Here is a 17,467-nt window from a genome sequence, read left to right on the forward strand (position 1 = left end):
CAGGTGTCTGACCGATCCTCCTTCGCCGCGTCTCGGCTAACGTCGACCGCGGTGATTTATCGCAGGGAGGGTGATGAGCGATCAGGATGACCTCACGGAGGTCGTGCGTGACACGTCGTCCCACCGCAAACTCTTCAGCTACCTGACCGCAGACGCCGCCGATGACTACATCGCGATCATGCGACTGTTTACGGGAACCCTGCTGACCGATCTGTCGGCCTCCGAGGTGGCCGCTCAACTGCACGACCGCGGCCTCGATATCGACTCCGATGTGGCCGAGGACCGCTGTAAGCAACTGGTGCTCTGGGGCAACCTGGTGCGGTCGGTGCGCGAGACTCGGGTGCCGACCGTCGCCGCCTATCACCGGTCACGGTCTCGGTTCCAGGTGTCCAAGCTGGGCGGCCGGCTCCATCGGGAAGCCGAGGAAATCCTGCACGCAATCGACGGCGTGCAGGAGGTGGCCCGCGAGCTGCTGGCCCGGATCGCCGACAGCCTCGGCCAGATTCTCCAACTCGCGGCCGCCATGCATCGGCCCATCGATGCGGAAGCCTTGGCCGGCGCCGTCACCAGCGTCTTCACCGATCATCGGGTGTTCACCGAATCGGTCACCGACTTCTACGCCTACCTCGCCGGTGTGCTGACCCGATACGATCTTGCCAGCGAGGAGTACGCCCAGTTCAAGGACCTGCTGCTCGACTACGTCGACCTCATCGGTGCCGACGTCAACCGCAACGCACCGGAGATCCGGCGGCGCCTGCTGCTTCTGCTCGAGCTGCTCGACCCCGTTCTGGAGAACCTGCCGGCCGCGCCTGTGCTCGAGAATGATCTGGTGGCCGTGGAGCGACTTCCGGGCCGCACCCGAAAGGAGTGGGAGCAGCTCGCAGTCTGGTACGGCGCCGGCGACGTGCCGTCCGGGCCGGACCAGTTGCGCGCGGCTGCTCGCCAAGCGCTCGGCCAGCTCATCATCAACGCGCGGAGGATCCTGACGGCATCTGGGACGGGGCTGTCTCGACGGGCTGATCTACTCAAGCTGGCCACCTGGTTTCATGGCGCCGACAGCGACACCGCGCATCGGCTCTACGATGCGGCGTTCGGCAGCTACCCCGCGCGCCACTTGTTGATCGGTCCGGAGGAGGCCGATCCGTCGGCGGGTCCGGGAACGTCGTGGTGGGACAGTTCACCGGTCGACGTCCCGGTCTCACTGCGTGAGCGCGGTGACCGTACTCCTCGCGGCCGCAACTCCCGGGTGCCAGATCCCGGCGCCGACGCCGCACAGTTGCTGGAGCGAGCGCGCCGCCGTAACGAAGGCCGCCGGGCTGCTGCCGCCGAGCTTGCCGCGGCCGGCCGCCTGCATCGGGTCCGGTTGAGTCGTGCTGCTCGTGAGCTGTTGCTGGACAAGCTGTCGCCGCTGATCGCCAGAGTCTCGCTCGCGGACAGCGTCGCCGAAGAACGGGACCACGACCTGGACCTTCTCCTGCGGGCCTCCCCGGCGAAAGGGGACACCACCGTCATCGCCGGGGACGACGGCACCGTTACCGTCCACGACGTCGTCCTAAGCGCCCATGCGTTGCAGGCCGCCGATCGAGGACGGTTCGAGATGCGGCCCACCGCATGACCTCGCCTGCCACCGGCACTGCGTCGCAGGCGTCGCGCGAACGCCGGGAAGCGGCCCGCGCGCTGCTCCTGTATCCGATTCTCACCAAGGACCACGCCGAGGAGCTCGCGTTGGTGCGCCTGCACGCCGCGGCTCTGCGCTCGATGTTCAAGTCGACGCTCGATTACCACCTCGTCGTGGAGCCGACTTTCGCTCGGCTGGTCAAGGGACCGGTGAGCAGTGATGGCCCGGTCCGGCCGGCGCGCCGGCCGGACGGCCAGGCCTTCACTCCGATGACTTACACGCTTCTCAGCCTGCTGTGCGCGGCCCTGCTCGTACCGGGCACCGGAGACCAGATCCTGATCTCGGCACTGATCGAGCAGGTCCGCTCGGACGCGGCCTCGATCGGGGTACGTATCGACGACGCCCTGCCGGAGCGGCGGGCCCTTGTGACCGCGGTCGGACAGCTGGTCGCCTGGGGTGTGCTCAAGGAGACGGACGGCACCGCCGCTGGGTGGGGCGAACGCAGAGACGAGGCGTTGCTCACCATCCATCGTCCGGCGCTGCCGCATCTGCTTGCTCAGCCGCTGGCCGGGATCGGCCACGCCGACGAGTTGCTGCTGAGCGACGCCCACCTTCACGAGCAGCCTCGCCGGTCACTGCGCCGCAAACTCGTCGAGAATCCCCTGGTACGCCGCGACGAGCTGACCGACGGCGAGCGGGACGTCCTGTCGCGTGAACGCAGCGAGCTGACCAGGGTGCTCGCGGAAAACTTCGGTCTCGCGCTCGAGGTGCGGGCCGAAGGAGCTCTCGCCTTCGATCCGGCCGGCGACCTCACCGACGTCGGGTTCCCAGGCAACGGCCGGATCAAGCAAGCAGCCTTGCTGATGGTCGGCGAGCTTATCGAGCGAAGTGCCGCGGAGGCGACGGGAAGCCTTGCCGCCGACTGGGACGAGGTCGACGCCGTCCTGGCCGCCCTAGCCACCAGACACGCCCGGGCTTGGGGCGAGGCACTCGCCGACGACATCGGCGCTATCCGGGAGGACGTCGTCCTCCTGCTGTGCGAGACCGGGCTGGCCCGCACGACCGAATCCGGTTTGCTCCTGCACCCCGCCTCCGCCCGCTACCGCCCGCAGCCGCGCACGGCACCGCCGACCCGCGCGGCTCGGCGGCTCACCGGCCAGCTCGAACTGGAGATTCCGTGACCGATCTGTTCGACCAGACACCCTTGCGGCAGAACCCGCACCGCTGGCGTCTGTCCCGGGCCGGCTTCGTCAACGTGTGGCACTACTACGAGAACACCTTCGACATCTTCGGCGGCCGGCTGATCTTGCGCGGCACCAACGGGTCGGGCAAGTCGCGGGCCTTGGAGATGCTGTTGCCGTTCCTGCTCGATGCGGACCGGCGCAACATGGGCACTGGTTCATCGGTCCGGATGGAGGACCTGATGAGCGCCGGCGCCGGCGATCAGGGCAACCGCCTCGGATACATGTGGCTGGAGCTGTGCCGGGAGCCGGATCCCGAGCTTGACGACGATCCAGTGACTCGCTACCTGACCTTGGGTGCGCTGGTCCGATTCGCGATCAGCACCAAGGAGGCGAAAGTCTGGTACTTCGCCACTCCGCTGCGCGTCGGGGTGCAGCTACCCCTGCTCGGAGCCGACCGTCAGCCATTGTCGCGACGCGACCTCGCCGACCTCATCACCGAGGAACGGATCACCGACGTGGCCGAGAGCCACCGCGAACGGGTGCGGAGCGAGGTCTTCGGTCTCACCGGCCAGTTGGGTAAGGAACGCTTCGAGGGATTGACCAAACTGCTGCATACCCTGCGTTCGCCGGATGTCGGCAACCGCATCGAGGAGGGCAAGCTGCCGGGCATCCTCGCCGACGCTCTCCCGCCGCTGTCCGAGGAGGCATTGACCGACGCGGGCCAGCAGCTCGACGGCCTCACCAGCACCCGAGAAGATCAGTTGAGGCTGGAAGCTGCCCGCGATCACGTACGAAGCTTCCTCGACACCTACCGCAAGTACGTCACCGGCGTGCTCGCCGCCTCGCTCGACAACTTGCGGGGCCGGGCCGGCACGGCGATGACGGCCGCTGCGAACGCCGCCGACCTCGCGACCGAGGCCGATCGGAAGGAGGGTCAGCTGGGCTCGGTGCGGAGCGAGATCGAGATGCTGGGCACGCAAGAGGAAACCCTGGGGGTACGGCTGGAGGGCTTGCGGGATTCCGACGCCTACCGCAGCGGTGAGGAGTTGCGCCAGCTCACTGCGGTGGTCGAGGCACGAGCGGGAGAAGCGGACGGCGCTCTGCGGTCGGCCGCTGACCTGCGGCGTACGGAGGATGAGAAGGTTTCCGACGCGAATCTGCAGGCGGGTGATGTCGAGGAAGCTGTTGCCGCGGTGTCGATGGTTCTCGGTCAACTCCGCGAACGACTTGCCGAGGCTGGGCTCACCGACCCGGAACTTCTCGCCGACATCCGCGCTGAACGCCGCGCGGGAACCGGCCCGGCGCGGGTAGTCCGGACCGCGCGCGCCGGAGAGCCGGAAGTGCTGACCGAGCCGACGCCTGACGTCGTTGCGGTGGTTCCCGTAGACCTAAGCGACGTCACGGACGCGGCGGAGCGGGCCGATCGCGCGGCACAGACCCGGGCAGTTCAGGCGGAGAACCGCGCCGCCGACGCCCGCGAGCTGACGCAGGCACGCCGAAAGGTCGACAAAGCAGCCGATGAAGCGGCGGGCGCGGAACAACGGGCCGACGAGGCCGCGGAAGCAAGCCAGAAGGCTGTCGACAGGCGCGAGGACATGGCCCTGACCCTCGTCGACCGCTGGCGTGCCTGGGTCTTCGATCCGGCCACGACCGATCTGTTGGGCACGGTCGACTGGCCGGCTCACCCCATCCTGGGCCTCCTGCTCGCTGACCGAATGGCGCTGAGCGACGACCCCATCGAGATCGACTTGCGCGAGCTGGATCGAGCTGCGGAGGACGCCATCTCGGCGTCCACAGCGGCCATCGTGACGGAGTTGAGCCGGCTCGACGCCGAGGACGCGGCCGCCCGCTCGCAGATCGCCGAACTCGAATCGGAGCGCGCCGAACTGCGATCCGCCCGGGACCCTGAACCGGTGCAGCCGGCATGGGTGACCGCGTCAGCCGGTGCGCCGCTGTGGCAGTGCGTGGACTTCGTCGCGACGATCGAGCCCGCGGAGCGCGCCGGCATCGAAGCCGCGCTGCTCGCCTCCGGCCTGCTCACGGCAACTATCGACGACGCGGGCCGGCTCCGGGCGGAGACCGGACAGCTCATCCTGACGCCGCGCGACCGGGACGTGCGAGTCCCGCTGACCACGGTCCTCACCGTCGACCCGGCCAGTCCACTACCGGCCGACACCGTGGCCACCATCGTGAGCCAGATCAGTTTCGGCGACACCGACGCCGCCACTTGGATCGATGCCGACGGCAGCTGGGGCAACGGTGCGTTGCGCGGACGGCATGGGGTCGCGGTTGCCCAGTACATCGGAGCCGCGGCACGAGCAGCCGCCCGGGCCGCACGTCTGGCCGCGATCGAAGCCGAACTCGGAGATCTGGCCCAAGGAGCCGCCGCAAGACAGCAGGTACGGGGCCAACTGGAGTCACGCAGGGTCCAGATCCGTCTCCGGGGCAGGGCAGCGCCCTCGTCGATCGAGCTGGCCCAGGCGCGGTCCGTCGCCGCGGAGAAGCTGCGCGAGGAAGGCAGGCTGAGGTCCCAAGCAAGGCGGCTGCGCAACGATGCGGACGACCTCGCCCGCGCGTGGGCGGTACGCGATCGTGACCACCGCGTGGCCTGCAGCGACTTCGGGCTCCCCGCGGATGAGGAATCGCTGCGAGCGGTGCTCGCGGTCGCCCAGAACGCCGTACGCCTATGCGGCGAAGCAGCGGAGAAAGCCGGTGGCCTGGCCAGGTTGCTCGCCCGCCACGCCCAGGCTGTCGGCCGGATCCCGGAGGTGGCCCAGCGCCGGGTGGCATCGGAGGACGCTGCTGCCGAGGCCTGTCAGCTTTGGCAGAATACCCTGACCAGGCTCAAAACCCTCCGAGACTCCGTCGGTACAGCCGCCGCCGAAGTGCATCGCCAGGTCGCCGACACCGAGGCCCAGCTGACCAAGATCTCCGCTCGGCTTCGGGCCGACCGGAAGCAGGCCGAGGCTCTGAGCTACGAGGCGGGCACGGCCCGATCGGAGGCTAAAGAGGCCGAGAAGAAGGCAGCGGCACTCCGCGGCGGACTGGCCGATCGAGTCTCCGCGGTGCGGCACCAGTTCGGCCGGCCGGGAGTCGTCGCAACAGCGTTTGCCTCCGCGCCCGAAGATGTGCTGGATGACCCAGCACCGCCGTCGGTCGAGGCACAAACCAGCCGCTTGCTTGTAGCCCTACGCCGTGGGCGCACTGACGAGAACGCGCTCCTGCGGGCACAGCAGATTTTCGAACGGGAGATCTCCGGAAGCTATGACGTGTCCGCGACGGTCGCCGCGGGCATCAAGCTGTTCGAACTGGTGGATGCGGAAGGGCGCCGGCCGCTGGCTCAGGCCGCGGTCGAGATTGACCGCCAGTGCGAACTGGGCCGCGCCGCTCTCACCGAACGCGAGCACGACGTGTTCCAGCGGTTCGTCCTCGGTGAGGTCGGCGAAGAACTCCGCCGGCGACTCAGCCAGGCTGACAATCTGATCAAGGCGATGAATACCAGCCTCCGATCCATCAAGACCAGCCACGGCATCGGCGTACGGCTGAGCTGGAAGCTCGCAGACCAGACCGGCGCCGACATCGCCCGGATCAGGACGCTGATCGGGACGGCAGCGGCCGTCCGCGACGCGGCGCAGGACAACGAGCTGACGGATCTGCTGAGTGCCAGAGTCGCGGCCGAGGCAGGCAAGGACCCGAGTGCCGGGTACGCGGTCCACCTACGAGCCGCGCTGGACTACCGCATCTGGCATAACGTCGAGGTGATCATCACAGGACCGGAGCCAGGCCGGGAACGCCGAATCAGCCGGCGCGCCAAGCTGTCGCAGGGCGAGACCCGCTTTGTCTCCTACGTGACCCTCTTTGCAGCCGTGGACGCCTATCTCACGGGCCTGGAGAACACCGGCACGGCGCTGCGCCTCATTCTGCTCGACGACGCGTTCGCCAAGGTCGACGACCAGACCGTGGCCGAACTCCTCGGACTTCTCGTACGCCTCGATGTCGACTTCGCCATGACCGGCCATGCCCTGTGGGGTTGCGTGCCCCAGGTGCCGGCCCTGGACATCTACGAGATCTGCCGCGAGGAAGGAACACCTGCGGCTACGGCGCATGTACATTGGGACGGACGCACCCGACACTTCCTGCGTACCGCATGACCGCCGCCAATGGGTCGCTACCGCCGGCCCTGCAGGCCTATCTTTCGGCCCCGAGTCTCGCGCCGGTTTGGTCCGCCGCCCGGAGCCGGCTTGAGCGCAACGGCCTTCAGGCGACCGGCATGATCACCGCTGACCTAGACCACTCCGCCGCCGAGCACCTGTCCGGCCTAGTGGGTGCAACGATCGCCTCAGGTGCCGGGCGGCGGATTAGCCTGGCAGCCCTCGACACGGCGCTGCGGAGTTCCAGCGGAGGCCGCGGCCTCGTCTCGGTTCTCGAGATCCTGGACGGACGCGCGCTGGTGAACCGGCGTGCTGCCCGCGAGCGGGACGAAGCAGAGTGGGCCGCCGTCTGGCAACGGCTGGACTCCGCGCTGTGCGATGCCGGTCTGGCCGGAGCACCATGGGTCCCCGCGTGGATCGCCTCCCTGAAACGTGGCGGCATCCTGACCCGCGCCGGTTCTGTCGGCGCAGGCAAAGCACTGGACCACGCCATCGCCGGAATCGCCCTCCTGCTCGGGGTGGCAGATAACCGCAATTCGACGGCTGGACCCGAGCCCACCTGGGAACTGGCTGCCTTGGCAAGCAGAGTCACCGGAACCGCACACGGCCTCGATGATTCGACTCTCGCCTCCTCGGCACTCCTTCGCGCTGCGGCGCATGCCCTCGATCGGCCGATCCCGGAGTCCGCCACCGACCGGCGAGACTTGTGGGCGGTGCTGGGCGTCGCCGCCGACACGCTCTCCGGAACCGTACTTGTCTGGCAGGTTCGCCCACCAGGATCCGATGGCTGGTCTTCGATGATGCGTGACCGCGCCGATCTTGGCGTGGTCACGCATCTAACCCTTCACGAACTCGCCGTGGCGGGCCCCGCTCCATGGCTTCCGCCGGGCCAAGTCGTGTCGGTCTGCGAGAACCCACAGGTGATGCAGGCAGCGGTGCGAGCGGCAACGACAACGCCGCTCCTCTGCCTCTCCGGCAATCCGGCAATCGTCGGCACGCGGTTGCTGGGTCGCCTGATCGAGTCGGGCAATCCCGTCCGATACCACGGCGACTTCGACTGGCCCGGCGTGTCGATCGCAGGGCGTGTCCTGAAGCAAGGTGCTACGACCTGGCGGATGTCTGCCGAGGACTACATCGCAGCAGTTACCGCGCTCGACGCCGACCACGCCATCGCGCTGACCGGCCGGTCCGTGCCGACACCCTGGGATCCGGGCCTGGCTGCAGCCATGTCCTCGCACGGTCTGGCCGTTCACGAAGAGTTCGTCCTCTCCGATCTACTCGGCGACCTCGAATGCCGATAATCAGTCTTGCTCCAGGGGCCGGCCGCAGCACTCTTGAATTTGCGTCCGGAGCCGCACCAGCAGGCGGCGTTGCGTTCCGGCGGCCAACTGATCGTCAGATTGTCGGGTGCGGTCTCGCAGTAGCGCCGTTTGGTGTTCGCGTCCGTCGGTGAACCGCCATGCTTGCGGGCAAACTCGATTAGGTCGCCGACGTGGGCGGCGACGACGGTGATCGAGGAGACTCCACCGTCGCGCACCTCGCGCCACCGGTGTTCGGCGGCGTCGTAGTACTCGTCCTCCGGTCGCTCGTAGACGCCGGCCCACTGCTGTTGGGCGAGTCGGCGTTGATCGCGTTGGAAGGTCAGCATGCGGATCTGCCGGGGGAGATAGCCGGAGTCCATCAGGTCGAGAACGTCGTCGGCTGTGGTCGGCTGCTCCGGATCTGTCAGCTCGGGCACCAGGGTGTCGAGCAGGTCGGGGGAGTGCCCCAGCTGCTGACGCACGTGCTGCCGGTTGCGTAGCATGATGGAGGTGCCTATGGCGAGCCACTGATCGCGGCGGCGCAGTGCGTCGAGTTGCTCCTCGGTGAGGCGGGCAGCGGCCCGGTCGTACCAGCGGGCGACGTGGTCGAGGGCGCCATGAGCGGTGAGAAGTTCCGCGGCGAGTTCGCACTGTTGTTCGCCCAGGGCGGGGTCTTTCGCTGCGGCATTGAGCTCGGCGTACGCCATCTCGGTGTCGCCTGCCCGCAGGTGCAGGTCGGCCAGTTGGATGCGGGCGTCGCACCCGTATTTGCCGCCGCTCTGGATGAGGTCGTCGAGGATGGCGCGGGCACGGTCCGAGGGCCCGGCCCGCTGCCAGGTGTCGGCGGCCTCCAGCAGGATTTCCGAGCGCTCATCGGGGGTACCTGCCGGCGTCGGTTTCGAGCTCTTCTGCCAGCTTCGTGTCGGCTTGGGCCATGGCGCGGATGGTACTGACGATCATTGTTGATCAACGCCGGCGGTCGCCCTACCGGGTGAGACTGCAGTCGGCCGACCAGGATTCGACGCCTGGAACTGATCGACCAGTCGGGCAGGTTGATCGTCTCCGGATGGCGTAGCTCGTACGATCAAGCTGAGGGCGAAGCGGGAGGAGAATTGTCGATCATGGCGTATCAACCCATGACGTTGGTTGACCTGGCCGGCCACCTGTCTCGTCAGCCTGACGCGAAGATCCGGTGGAAACATGTATGGGAATTTCTCGAGGAATATCGGTGGGAGCCGGCCGACAAGCGGGCTGACCTACTGCTTCAGGAGCCACCTATGACGGGCGACGCGCGGTGGGATGTACTGCTCGGCGCGCTCGCGGAACACCTCGCCGCGCAGCTCGACCAATCGCCACCTGATTGGGTCAGGTCTCGGGTGCTGGCGACGCCGTGGTTTCCTTCCTCGTTGCCGTCGAAGCGGATGGAGGCGCTCGTCTGGGCGCCCGCCGCTTTCCGGAAGCATGGCGTCTACTTGTCCGTACATGATCTGGACGCTGCATGACTGACGACGGACTTCTCGGTCGAGCCGAACTCGAGCGCGCGTTCGCAGCGCTGGGTGATCGTCTGTTCCGCCGCGGCGTCGTGGCAGATCTTTTCATCGTGGGCGGCGCCGCGATGGCGCTGGCTTACGACGCCAACCGCGTGACGAGAGATGTGGACGCTACGTTCGTTCCGCATGGCGTTGTCCTGGAGGAGGCCCGCAACGTGGCGGAGGCGATGGGCTTGCCGCCTTGGTGGCTCAACGAGCAGGCCAGCGCCTACGTCTCGACGCAGAATGACGCCGGAAAGCGTGAGGTCTTCGACCACCCCGGAATTCGAGTGATGGCAGCATCGCCCGAGCACGTATTTGCAATGAAAGCATTCGCAGCCCGAGGCCGCGACGAGGACGACCTTCGCGCACTTGCGTCGATCATCGGTATAACGACGCTTGAGGCGGCGCTCGATATATGTGTCCAATTCTTCCCTGATGAAGAGCTCCCACCCAGGTCGCGAGCCATGCTTGAAGATCTGTTCGCCTCCTGATTATGGGAAGCGCGTGCAGTGCTACCAGCTTGTATGACAGACGCCGCACTTGATTGGCCGTGGTCACATCCATGGCCACAGCAATGATCAACTTCTCCGGAACTGGCTGGAAGTGGGCGGCACGGCGGTGTCGTTCTGTCCGAATCTGCGTACATAAAAGCACGTGTCGACACTGCTTAACTGAATTGTAATGCGACTGGGGGTCAAGGGGTCGCAGGTTCAAATCCTGTCAGCCCGACCATCCAGAAGGGCCGAGACAGTTTATACATCCTGTCCTTCGGCCCTCCTGCTGTTCAGCTGGGCGCACACGGCCGGTGGGCCTGCCAGGAGGGGCTGGCTCCGGCCGGCGCCCCGGCCGCGACGATAAGCATTACAGTCGCATCCGTGAGTGCAGATCAGGGGCTTGTCCGGGTGTCCGATTCGTTCGGCGTACGCCGTGCCCGTGCCGGGTCGATCTTGGCCGATGATGGGGCGAACTATCAGGTCAAGTGGGATGACACCGGTGAGGAAGAGCTTGTCCCGCGGGGTGTCGGCGTTCACGTCGCGACGCGGGGGTCGCTGCGCTTCCTCGCTCTGTCCGACTCCCGGCTGTTCCACGGTGTCTTCGCTCAAGAGCCCCTCGCGGTGGTTCTGCACCTGTTGGCCGAGTCGTCGGTTCCGCTGAAGGTGCGGGAGATCCGGGAGCGTCTGGCCGAGCTCGGTCTCCGGAACGAGATCTGGGCCCGGCACGGGCCCCGCGCGCTGGCGGTTCTGCCCAAGTGGCCGAATGTCGCCCGGCGGCAGAAGGGCGACACTCTGGCCTACGCCTGGGTGGGGGACGATCTTCCCGAACTCCCGTCGGAGGTCGAGCCGGAGCCGGAGCCTGAACCGGAGCCGGCACCTAAGCCCGCGCCTGTGGCGAAGCCCGCCAAGCCGATCGCGGCGGCTGCGACACCGGCCGAGCCGGCGGTACCGTCCGCCGAGCGCCTTCGGCGCCAGATGAGCGCCGCGCGGAACCTCGGCGAGGTCGCTCGCCTGCTCACGCTCCCGAGGGAGTTCGTGGCTGAGTTGTCGCCGGATGTGGTCGCCTCCGCGCTTCGCCGGGTCGCCGCTGAGGATCGGCTGGTCGCGGGGTGGCTCGATGCTCTGACCGCCTCCGGGCCGATCGGTGCGCTGACCGAAGAGCTGGCGACGGCCCGGGCGGCGAACGCCGCACTCCAGAGCCGGGTCGATGAGCTGGAGGAGTGGTGGACGGCCCTCGAGCAGAGCACCGATCCGGGCGCCGCAACCCGTCAACCGGGTAGCTGACCTTGACCGTGCCTTGAGGGCGCCGATTTCCGCGGCTCGCCGAGGCACCCGGAGCGCGGTTCCGGTCGCATGATGCCGTGGCTCCGGAGGAGCGTGTGCATGCGCCTCAGGACGTCGTTCTGCACGGGGGTGTTCAGCTCCATGAGCGCCTGGATGATGATCTGCCAGTTGGCCCGGTCGGGGCCGGTCGTGGCCCGGTCCGCGAGTTCCCGCAGATGTGCGTGGCTCGGCCGGTTGAGAACGATCTCGGTGACGCACCGCTCGGCCAGGTCCTGCCGGGTCTCGTCGCTCGCGTCCTCGGTCAGAGCGTCGAAGTCCACCGCGGTCGCGCTGTCCGGGTGCTCCATCATCGTGCGGAAGGTCTCGACCATCGGGGGATCGAGAAGCCGGTCGCTGAGCAGCAGGAACATCCGGATGGCCTCGGAGCGTTCGCCGACCGTCCGGTCGAAGCCGGGCGGCAGGTCGACCAGTGTGCTCCGCCCCAGGATCGCGGCCAGTTCGGCCCGGATCCGTTGCTGGCGGGCGATGCTCTCCTCGAATCGGGCGTCGAGGGCCCGGAACGTCTGCTCGAGTCCCGTGTCCGACGCCTCCAGGCCGGCGATCTCGGACAGCGGCAGGCCGAGGTCGACCAGGCGGCGGATGCGGAGCAGCCGGACCAGGTGGGTGGTCGCGTAACGCTTGTACCCGTTGGCTGCCCGCTCCGGTTCGGTGAGCAGACCGATGCTGTGATAGTGCCGGACCGTCTTCACCGTGGTGCCCGCGAGGTCGGCCAGCTCCTGCGTGCTCCAGCCGCTCTTGTGCGCGCTGTCGATCGGCATGCGCTCAAGCGTACGGGGCACGCTCCATGCACGCCTTACTCACCAGGTCGCCCGCGATCCAGCCGATTGCCATGCTCGGCGCGGCCGTGTTGCCCGATGGCAGGGTCGGCATCACGGACGCGTCGGCGACGCGCAGGCCGTCGGTTCCGCGTACGCGAAGGTCGTCGGTGACCACGCCGGCCGGGCCGAGGGCGCAGGTTCCGATCTGGTGGTTGGCCACGAAACCGTGCTCGAGCGAGTGCCGCACGATGGCCGCCTCGTCGCCGGCCGCCGGGACGGGCGCCGCGTCGGTCATCACCGACGCGATCGGGTCGGTCGCCATGATCGCCCGGACCCGGGCGAACCCGGCGACGAGGACCTGGCGGTCCTGGTCGGTCGACAGGTAGTTCGGCACGAGCCGGGGTACGTCGTCGAGTCCGGGGCCGGTGATGTGGATCGACCCGGTACTGGTCGGGGTGCGGGGGTAATAGCCCACCGCCGCGCCCGCGATCCCGCCGTCCGCGTCCGGCCCGCCGAAGGGATGGAAGATCACCTCCGTGTCGGGGCCGGCCGCGCCCGGGTCCGACTTCAGCACCGATACGACAGTGGTGGTGCCGAACGGGGCCCCGGCGGCGGGGAGATTGCTCAACTTGGTGATGAGGCTGATGCCGCGGTGCTGCCGGAGGTTGCCGCCGACGGCCCGGTTCTCGGCGACCACCGGCACCCCCGCCGCCTGGAGCACCTGCGGGTCGCCGACGCCGCTGCGTTCGAGCAGGAGCGGGCTGCCCAGCGTGCCGGCGCAGATGATGACCTCGCGACGGGCCGAGAAGCGGACCTCGCCGTCGGGGGTGACCGCCTCCACGCCGGTCGCGGTCGTGCCGTCGAAGACGACGAGCCGGACGTCGCACCGCAGCCGGAGCTGAACGTTGGGGCGCTTCACCGCATCGTGCAGGTACGCATCGGCCGCGCTCACCCGGTGACCGTCCGCGATCGTGAGGGGTGCGTAGGCGGCCCGCTCACCTCCAGAACCATTCAGATCCCGTACGGGCGTGATCTCCCGCCTCGCCAGGGTGTCCAGCCAGAGGTCGCTGGCCGGATCGCGCCCGGCCAGTCCGATCCGCTGGCGACCGTCGCCGGACGACCCTTCGATCATGCGGAACGCCTCGAGGAACCGCGCCCAGCCCCAGCCGGCCGCCGCCCAGGCGTCGTAGTCGCCGGCCCCGCCGCGGTTCCAGATCATGCCGTTCACCGTCGTCGAGCCGCCGGTGATCCGGCCCACACTCCACTGCTCGACCTGGCCGTCGCCGAACGGTTCGGTGGCGAACTGCTTGGTGTACCGCGGATCGCTGCCCACGGCCAGGAAATCGGCGGGCACTCGTAGGCTCTCGTCGTGGTCGGCGCCGCCCGCTTCCAGCACCAGCACGCTGCAGTCGGGCGTCTGGCTCAACCGGTGGGCCAGCACCGAGCCCGCGGCGCCGCTGCCGACGATGATGTAGTCCACGATGGAGCTGTCGTACGGCACAAGCCGCTCCTATGGTCAGGCCGGGAATCGAACGTCGGTCAGGTCTTCCGAGAGCGCCCACAGCCGGCGGGCGGAGTCCTGGTCGAGCGCTGGGGGCGGCACTTTGGCCGGTTTCACCCCGCGGGTCATCTCGCCCGTCCCGGCCGGCCCGTAGAACGCGCCGCTCCGCGCATCGGGGCTGGTCGCCGCGTAGAGGGCCGGCAGCGCGCCGGCGCCGGGCTGCTGCCACATGAACTTCCAGCGATAGGTCAGTCGGGCGAAGCGCATCTGCGGGTCGTGCGGCCCGGGACCCGTCACCTGCAGATTGCTGATGGTGAAGCCAGGGTGGGCGGCGATGCTGCCGACGCCCCAGCCGCCGGCCCGGCTCCGCCGGTCCAACTCACGCGCGAACAGCAGCAGGGCCAGCTTGGAGCGCAGATACTGCCGGTGCGGCTGATAGTCAACACCTTGAAGGTCGTCCAGGTCCGTACGCGCAAGACGCCGGCCGACCGAGCTCATCGACACGACTCGCGACCCGTCGGCGGCCCGAAGCAACGGCAGCAGGTGCGCGGTGAGGGCGAAGTGGCCGAGATAGTTGCTGCCGACCTGCATCTCGTGGCCCTCGGCGGTCACCTGCCGCTCCGGCAGCGCCATGACGCCGGCGTTGTTGACCAGAATGTCCAGGGGCGCGCCCTCACCGATCAGGGTCTCGGCCAGGCCGGCCACACTGGTCAGCGAAGCCAGATCGAGCAGGAGCAACCGCAGAGTGGCACCGGGCGTCGACCGTTCGATCTGCTGTGCCGCCGCTCGTCCCTTCTCCAGATCACGTACCGCCATGATCACCTCGGCTCCGGCGGCGGCGAACCGTCCCGCGAGCTCCCGGCCGATGCCACTGTTGGCCCCGGTGACCAGGACTCGTCGACCGGTCAGGTCACCGGCCGGGACCTCGACGTTGGTCAATGCCACTGATGTCTCCCTCGCAGTGTCGGCGTGACCGTGCGGTCTCGTCCGCTATGGCGGGACACATTGAAACGCCTGCCCTAGGGGCAGGGTCAACGACCATCCGGCGAAGGCTGTAGCAGCGTGGCGGCGTCGACTGTGGCGGTCAGGCCCTCCCAGGTGCAGCGGGGATCGCCGTGGGTGGACCAGAAGTTGTCCCAGTCGGCGAGTTTGGCTTGGTCTCGGTCTAGGCCCCGCGCGGTCAACCGCGCCCGCACCACGTCCGGCGGCACGATGACCCGGGCCAGGATCACCTCGGCTTCGGGTGGCCAGCCGGCCTCGGCCCGTCTGGTGGCCAGGTAGCGGGGCTGGTCGAGCAGGCCGGCGAAAGGCGCGTCGATGACGACGTCGGTGCCGGCGCGCAGGCAGTCGGCCGCGCAGCGGAACAGGCTCTGGTACTCCAGCGGCATGACCTGCGTGCGATAGAAACCGCTGGCCTCGCGGCCGTGCGGGTCCTCGCCGGCGGCGGTCAGCATGGCCTCGACGAAGGCCGCGAACATGGTGTCCTTGTCCAGGTGGCCGGCCCGCAGGCGGGCGGCCAGCTCGGCGGCCAGCGTGCTCTTGCCGGAGCCGGCCGGCCCGACCACGACGAAGGCGCGCGGGCTCACGACGCCCGCGCGATCACGTCGAGGAAGTGGCGGGCGTTGGCTGCTACGTCGTCGGCCTTGGTGATGTAGCTGCCTACGCCGATGGCGGCCACGCCGGCGGCCAGCCACTCGTGCACGTTGTCGGGGGTGGCGCCGCCGGCGGGAACCAGCGGGATGTGGGCCAGCGGGGCCAGCACCGACTTGACCGCGGCGCGGCCCATCGCCTCGGTGGGGAACACCTTGACCAGGTCGGCTCCGGCCTCGGCGGCGGTCACGATCTCGGTCGGTGTCATCGCCCCGACCACCGTGGGCACCTGGTAGCGGTTCGCCAGCCGGATCATCTCGGTGTTCACCTGCGGGCTGACCAGGAACCGGGCGCCGGCGCTGATCGACGTGTACGCCGCGTGAGCGTCGAGCACCGTGCCGGCTCCGATGTGGATCTCCGGGTGCTCGGTGGCGAGGCGCTCGACGACGCCCATCGCGCCGGGGGTGGTCAGCGTGATCTCGACGGCTCGGACGCCGCCCTCGATCGCGCGGCGGGCGACGTCGTACGACTGCTCGGCGGTGGGCAGACGGACGATGAGCACCACCTTCGTGTCGGTGATGGCGTTCAGCGTGACCAGCTTGGCCGGCTTCATTCGGGCTTCCTCCGGGGTGGTTGACATCTTGTTTCACGGGTGTTTCGATCATACAACCGATTGCAGCAACCGATTGCATTGAGTTTTTTCCGAGCTTGGCGTCGCCCTGGAGGGCAGATGAGAAGACTACGAAGCGTGTTCGCGGCGGTGACGGCAGTGCTGACGGTGGCTGCGGCCGGTGCGTGTGCCGGGCCCACCGACGACACGGCCGGCGCCGGCGGCAAGGTCACGCTGACCTACTGGGACTTCATCGACCCGTCCCAGGACAACGCGCGGTCCAAGGCGCTCAAGGAGAACATCGACGCCTTCCAGGTCGACAACCCGGACATCGCGGTCAAGCTGGAGGTCGTGTCGTACGGCGACATGCTGAGCCGGCTGCCCCAGGCGTCGGCCGCCGGTCAGGGTCCGGACATCGTGAAGATGTACACGCCGAACGTGCCGCAGTTGGTCGACGCGAAGGTCTACCAGCCGCTGCCGGACGCGTACAAGGAGGTCACCGACTGGCTGCGGCCGATCGACCAGCTGGTCGACGGTGACGGCAAGCAGGTCGCGGTCCCGTACGAGTACCGCACCTGCTCGCTCGTCTACAACAAGAAGCTGCTGGCCGCGGCGGGCGCGAACTCGGCCCCGAAGACGTGGGACGAGGTCGTGCAGGTGGCCGGCAAGGTCGCCAAGAACGGCTCGATCGGCTTCGGCACCGGCTTCTCCGAGGCCGACAACTCGGCGATCATGGCCGAGCTGTTCGACTGCTTCATGAGCGAGCTCAAGGTCCCGGTCGAGGACCCGGCGGCCGCCTTCGCGTCGCCCGGCGCCCAGGAGTACGCGCAGTTCTTCGCCGACCTCAAGGCGGCCGGCGGGCTGTCCAAGAGCGTCGTCGCCGACCAGTACTCGACCGTCACCGACGGCCTGTCCAACGGCCGGGTCGCGATGGCCGTCATCGGCACCCACCGCATCCAGTCGGTGCAGAAGGTCAACCCGGATGTGGACTGGGCGCCGCTGCCGGCCGCGAAGAACGGCAGCAACACCTCCGCCACCTTCGGCTGGACGCTCGGCGTCGGCTCGAGCTCCAAGAACGCCGACGCCGCCTGGAAGTTCATCAACTACATGACCGGTCCGGTCGCGCAGACCCGGATGGCGTCCGGCGGTGAGGTTCCGGCGCGGGCCGCCACGTACGACGACCCGTTCTTCAAGACCGACGCGGCCAAGGCCGTGCTGGCCATCCGCGAGTACGTGGAGAAGGACAGCGAGCCGCACGCGTACCCGCAGAACTGGCTGAAGGTCGCCGGTGGCCTCTCCTCGGCCGGCCAGCAGCTCTACCTCAAGGGCGCCACGGCCGACCAGATGGTCCAGACCGCGAAAGCCGCCGCAACCAGCTGATCCG

14 protein-coding genes are annotated in these 17,467 nt (G+C 68.5%); 8 read left to right on the forward strand and 6 right to left on the reverse strand.

Annotated elements, in window-relative coordinates:
- The first annotated feature begins 73 nt into the window (after nt 1-73).
- Genes KOI35_RS42440 through KOI35_RS42455 form a run of 4 tightly spaced genes read left to right on the forward strand, consistent with a single transcriptional unit; the run spans nt 74 to nt 8,254 of the window.
- The gene (locus tag KOI35_RS42440; RefSeq protein WP_215795406.1) at nt 74-1,615 is read left to right on the forward strand and encodes a DUF2397 domain-containing protein; all 1,542 of its coding nucleotides are present in this window, start codon (nt 74-76) and stop codon (nt 1,613-1,615) included.
- Complete coding sequence (locus tag KOI35_RS42445) at nt 1,612-2,799, forward strand: TIGR02678 family protein (RefSeq protein ID WP_215795407.1); 1,188 nt, start codon at nt 1,612-1,614, stop codon at nt 2,797-2,799. Before KOI35_RS42440 ends, KOI35_RS42445 begins: the two co-directional genes overlap by 4 nt.
- Nucleotides 2,796-6,953: a TIGR02680 family protein gene (locus KOI35_RS42450; protein WP_215795408.1), complete on the forward strand. Its 4,158-nt coding sequence runs from the start codon at nt 2,796-2,798 to the stop codon at nt 6,951-6,953. Before KOI35_RS42445 ends, KOI35_RS42450 begins: the two co-directional genes overlap by 4 nt.
- On the forward strand, nt 6,950-8,254 hold the full coding sequence (locus KOI35_RS42455; RefSeq protein ID WP_215795409.1) for a TIGR02679 family protein: 1,305 nt from the start codon (nt 6,950-6,952) through the stop codon (nt 8,252-8,254). The genes KOI35_RS42450 and KOI35_RS42455 overlap by 4 nt, the downstream gene beginning before the upstream one ends.
- Here KOI35_RS42455 and KOI35_RS42460 read toward each other — a convergent pair.
- Nucleotides 8,203-8,961 (reverse strand): SEC-C metal-binding domain-containing protein, encoded by a 759-nt coding sequence (locus KOI35_RS42460; RefSeq protein WP_215795410.1) that lies wholly within the window; start codon nt 8,959-8,961, stop codon nt 8,203-8,205. The genes KOI35_RS42455 and KOI35_RS42460 overlap by 52 nt on opposite strands.
- 405 nt (nt 8,962-9,366) lie before the next feature.
- Here KOI35_RS42460 and KOI35_RS42465 point away from each other — a divergent pair, with 405 nt between their 5' ends.
- The 3 genes from KOI35_RS42465 (at nt 9,367) to KOI35_RS42475 (ending at nt 11,564) form a co-directional block, all read left to right on the forward strand.
- Nucleotides 9,367-9,756: a hypothetical protein gene (locus KOI35_RS42465; protein WP_215795411.1), complete on the forward strand. Its 390-nt coding sequence runs from the start codon at nt 9,367-9,369 to the stop codon at nt 9,754-9,756.
- A complete protein-coding gene (locus tag KOI35_RS42470; protein WP_215795412.1) occupies nt 9,753-10,277 on the forward strand; it encodes a DUF6036 family nucleotidyltransferase in 525 nt (174 codons plus the stop codon). Before KOI35_RS42465 ends, KOI35_RS42470 begins: the two co-directional genes overlap by 4 nt.
- Nucleotides 10,278-10,661: 384 nt before the next feature.
- A complete protein-coding gene (locus tag KOI35_RS42475; protein ID WP_215795413.1) occupies nt 10,662-11,564 on the forward strand; it encodes a hypothetical protein in 903 nt (300 codons plus the stop codon).
- Here KOI35_RS42475 and KOI35_RS42480 read toward each other — a convergent pair.
- The 5 genes from KOI35_RS42480 to KOI35_RS42500 all read right to left on the reverse strand — a co-directional run bounded on the left by KOI35_RS42480 (nt 11,549) and on the right by KOI35_RS42500 (nt 16,086).
- Nucleotides 11,549-12,382 (reverse strand): MerR family transcriptional regulator, encoded by an 834-nt coding sequence (locus KOI35_RS42480; RefSeq protein WP_215795414.1) that lies wholly within the window; start codon nt 12,380-12,382, stop codon nt 11,549-11,551. The two genes, KOI35_RS42475 and KOI35_RS42480, sit on opposite strands and share 16 nt — an antisense overlap.
- Before the next feature lie 4 nt (nt 12,383-12,386).
- Nucleotides 12,387-13,883, reverse strand: coding sequence for a GMC family oxidoreductase (locus tag KOI35_RS49195; protein WP_215795415.1), 1,497 nt, complete (start codon nt 13,881-13,883; stop codon nt 12,387-12,389).
- A 15-nt stretch (nt 13,884-13,898) separates the two neighbouring features.
- The gene (locus tag KOI35_RS42490) at nt 13,899-14,828 is read right to left on the reverse strand and encodes an SDR family oxidoreductase (protein WP_308121405.1); all 930 of its coding nucleotides are present in this window, start codon (nt 14,826-14,828) and stop codon (nt 13,899-13,901) included.
- An 86-nt stretch (nt 14,829-14,914) separates the two neighbouring features.
- Nucleotides 14,915-15,469 carry a P-loop nucleotide/nucleoside kinase family protein gene (locus KOI35_RS42495; RefSeq protein ID WP_215795416.1) on the reverse strand — a complete coding sequence of 185 codons (555 nt, stop codon included), beginning with the start codon at nt 15,467-15,469 and terminating at the stop codon, nt 14,915-14,917.
- Entirely contained in the window at nt 15,466-16,086 is a 621-nt protein-coding gene (locus tag KOI35_RS42500) for a bifunctional 4-hydroxy-2-oxoglutarate aldolase/2-dehydro-3-deoxy-phosphogluconate aldolase (RefSeq protein WP_215795417.1), read from the reverse strand. The genes KOI35_RS42495 and KOI35_RS42500 overlap by 4 nt, the downstream gene beginning before the upstream one ends.
- A gap of 117 nt (nt 16,087-16,203) precedes the next feature.
- Between KOI35_RS42500 and KOI35_RS42505 the strand changes: the two genes are divergently transcribed.
- A complete protein-coding gene (locus tag KOI35_RS42505) occupies nt 16,204-17,463 on the forward strand; it encodes an ABC transporter substrate-binding protein (protein WP_215795418.1) in 1,260 nt (419 codons plus the stop codon).
- The last annotated feature ends 4 nt before the right edge of the window (nt 17,464-17,467 follow it).

The organism is Paractinoplanes bogorensis (assembly GCF_018829635.1).
In the GTDB taxonomy this organism is placed as follows: Bacteria; Actinomycetota; Actinomycetes; order Mycobacteriales; family Micromonosporaceae; genus Actinoplanes; species Actinoplanes bogorensis.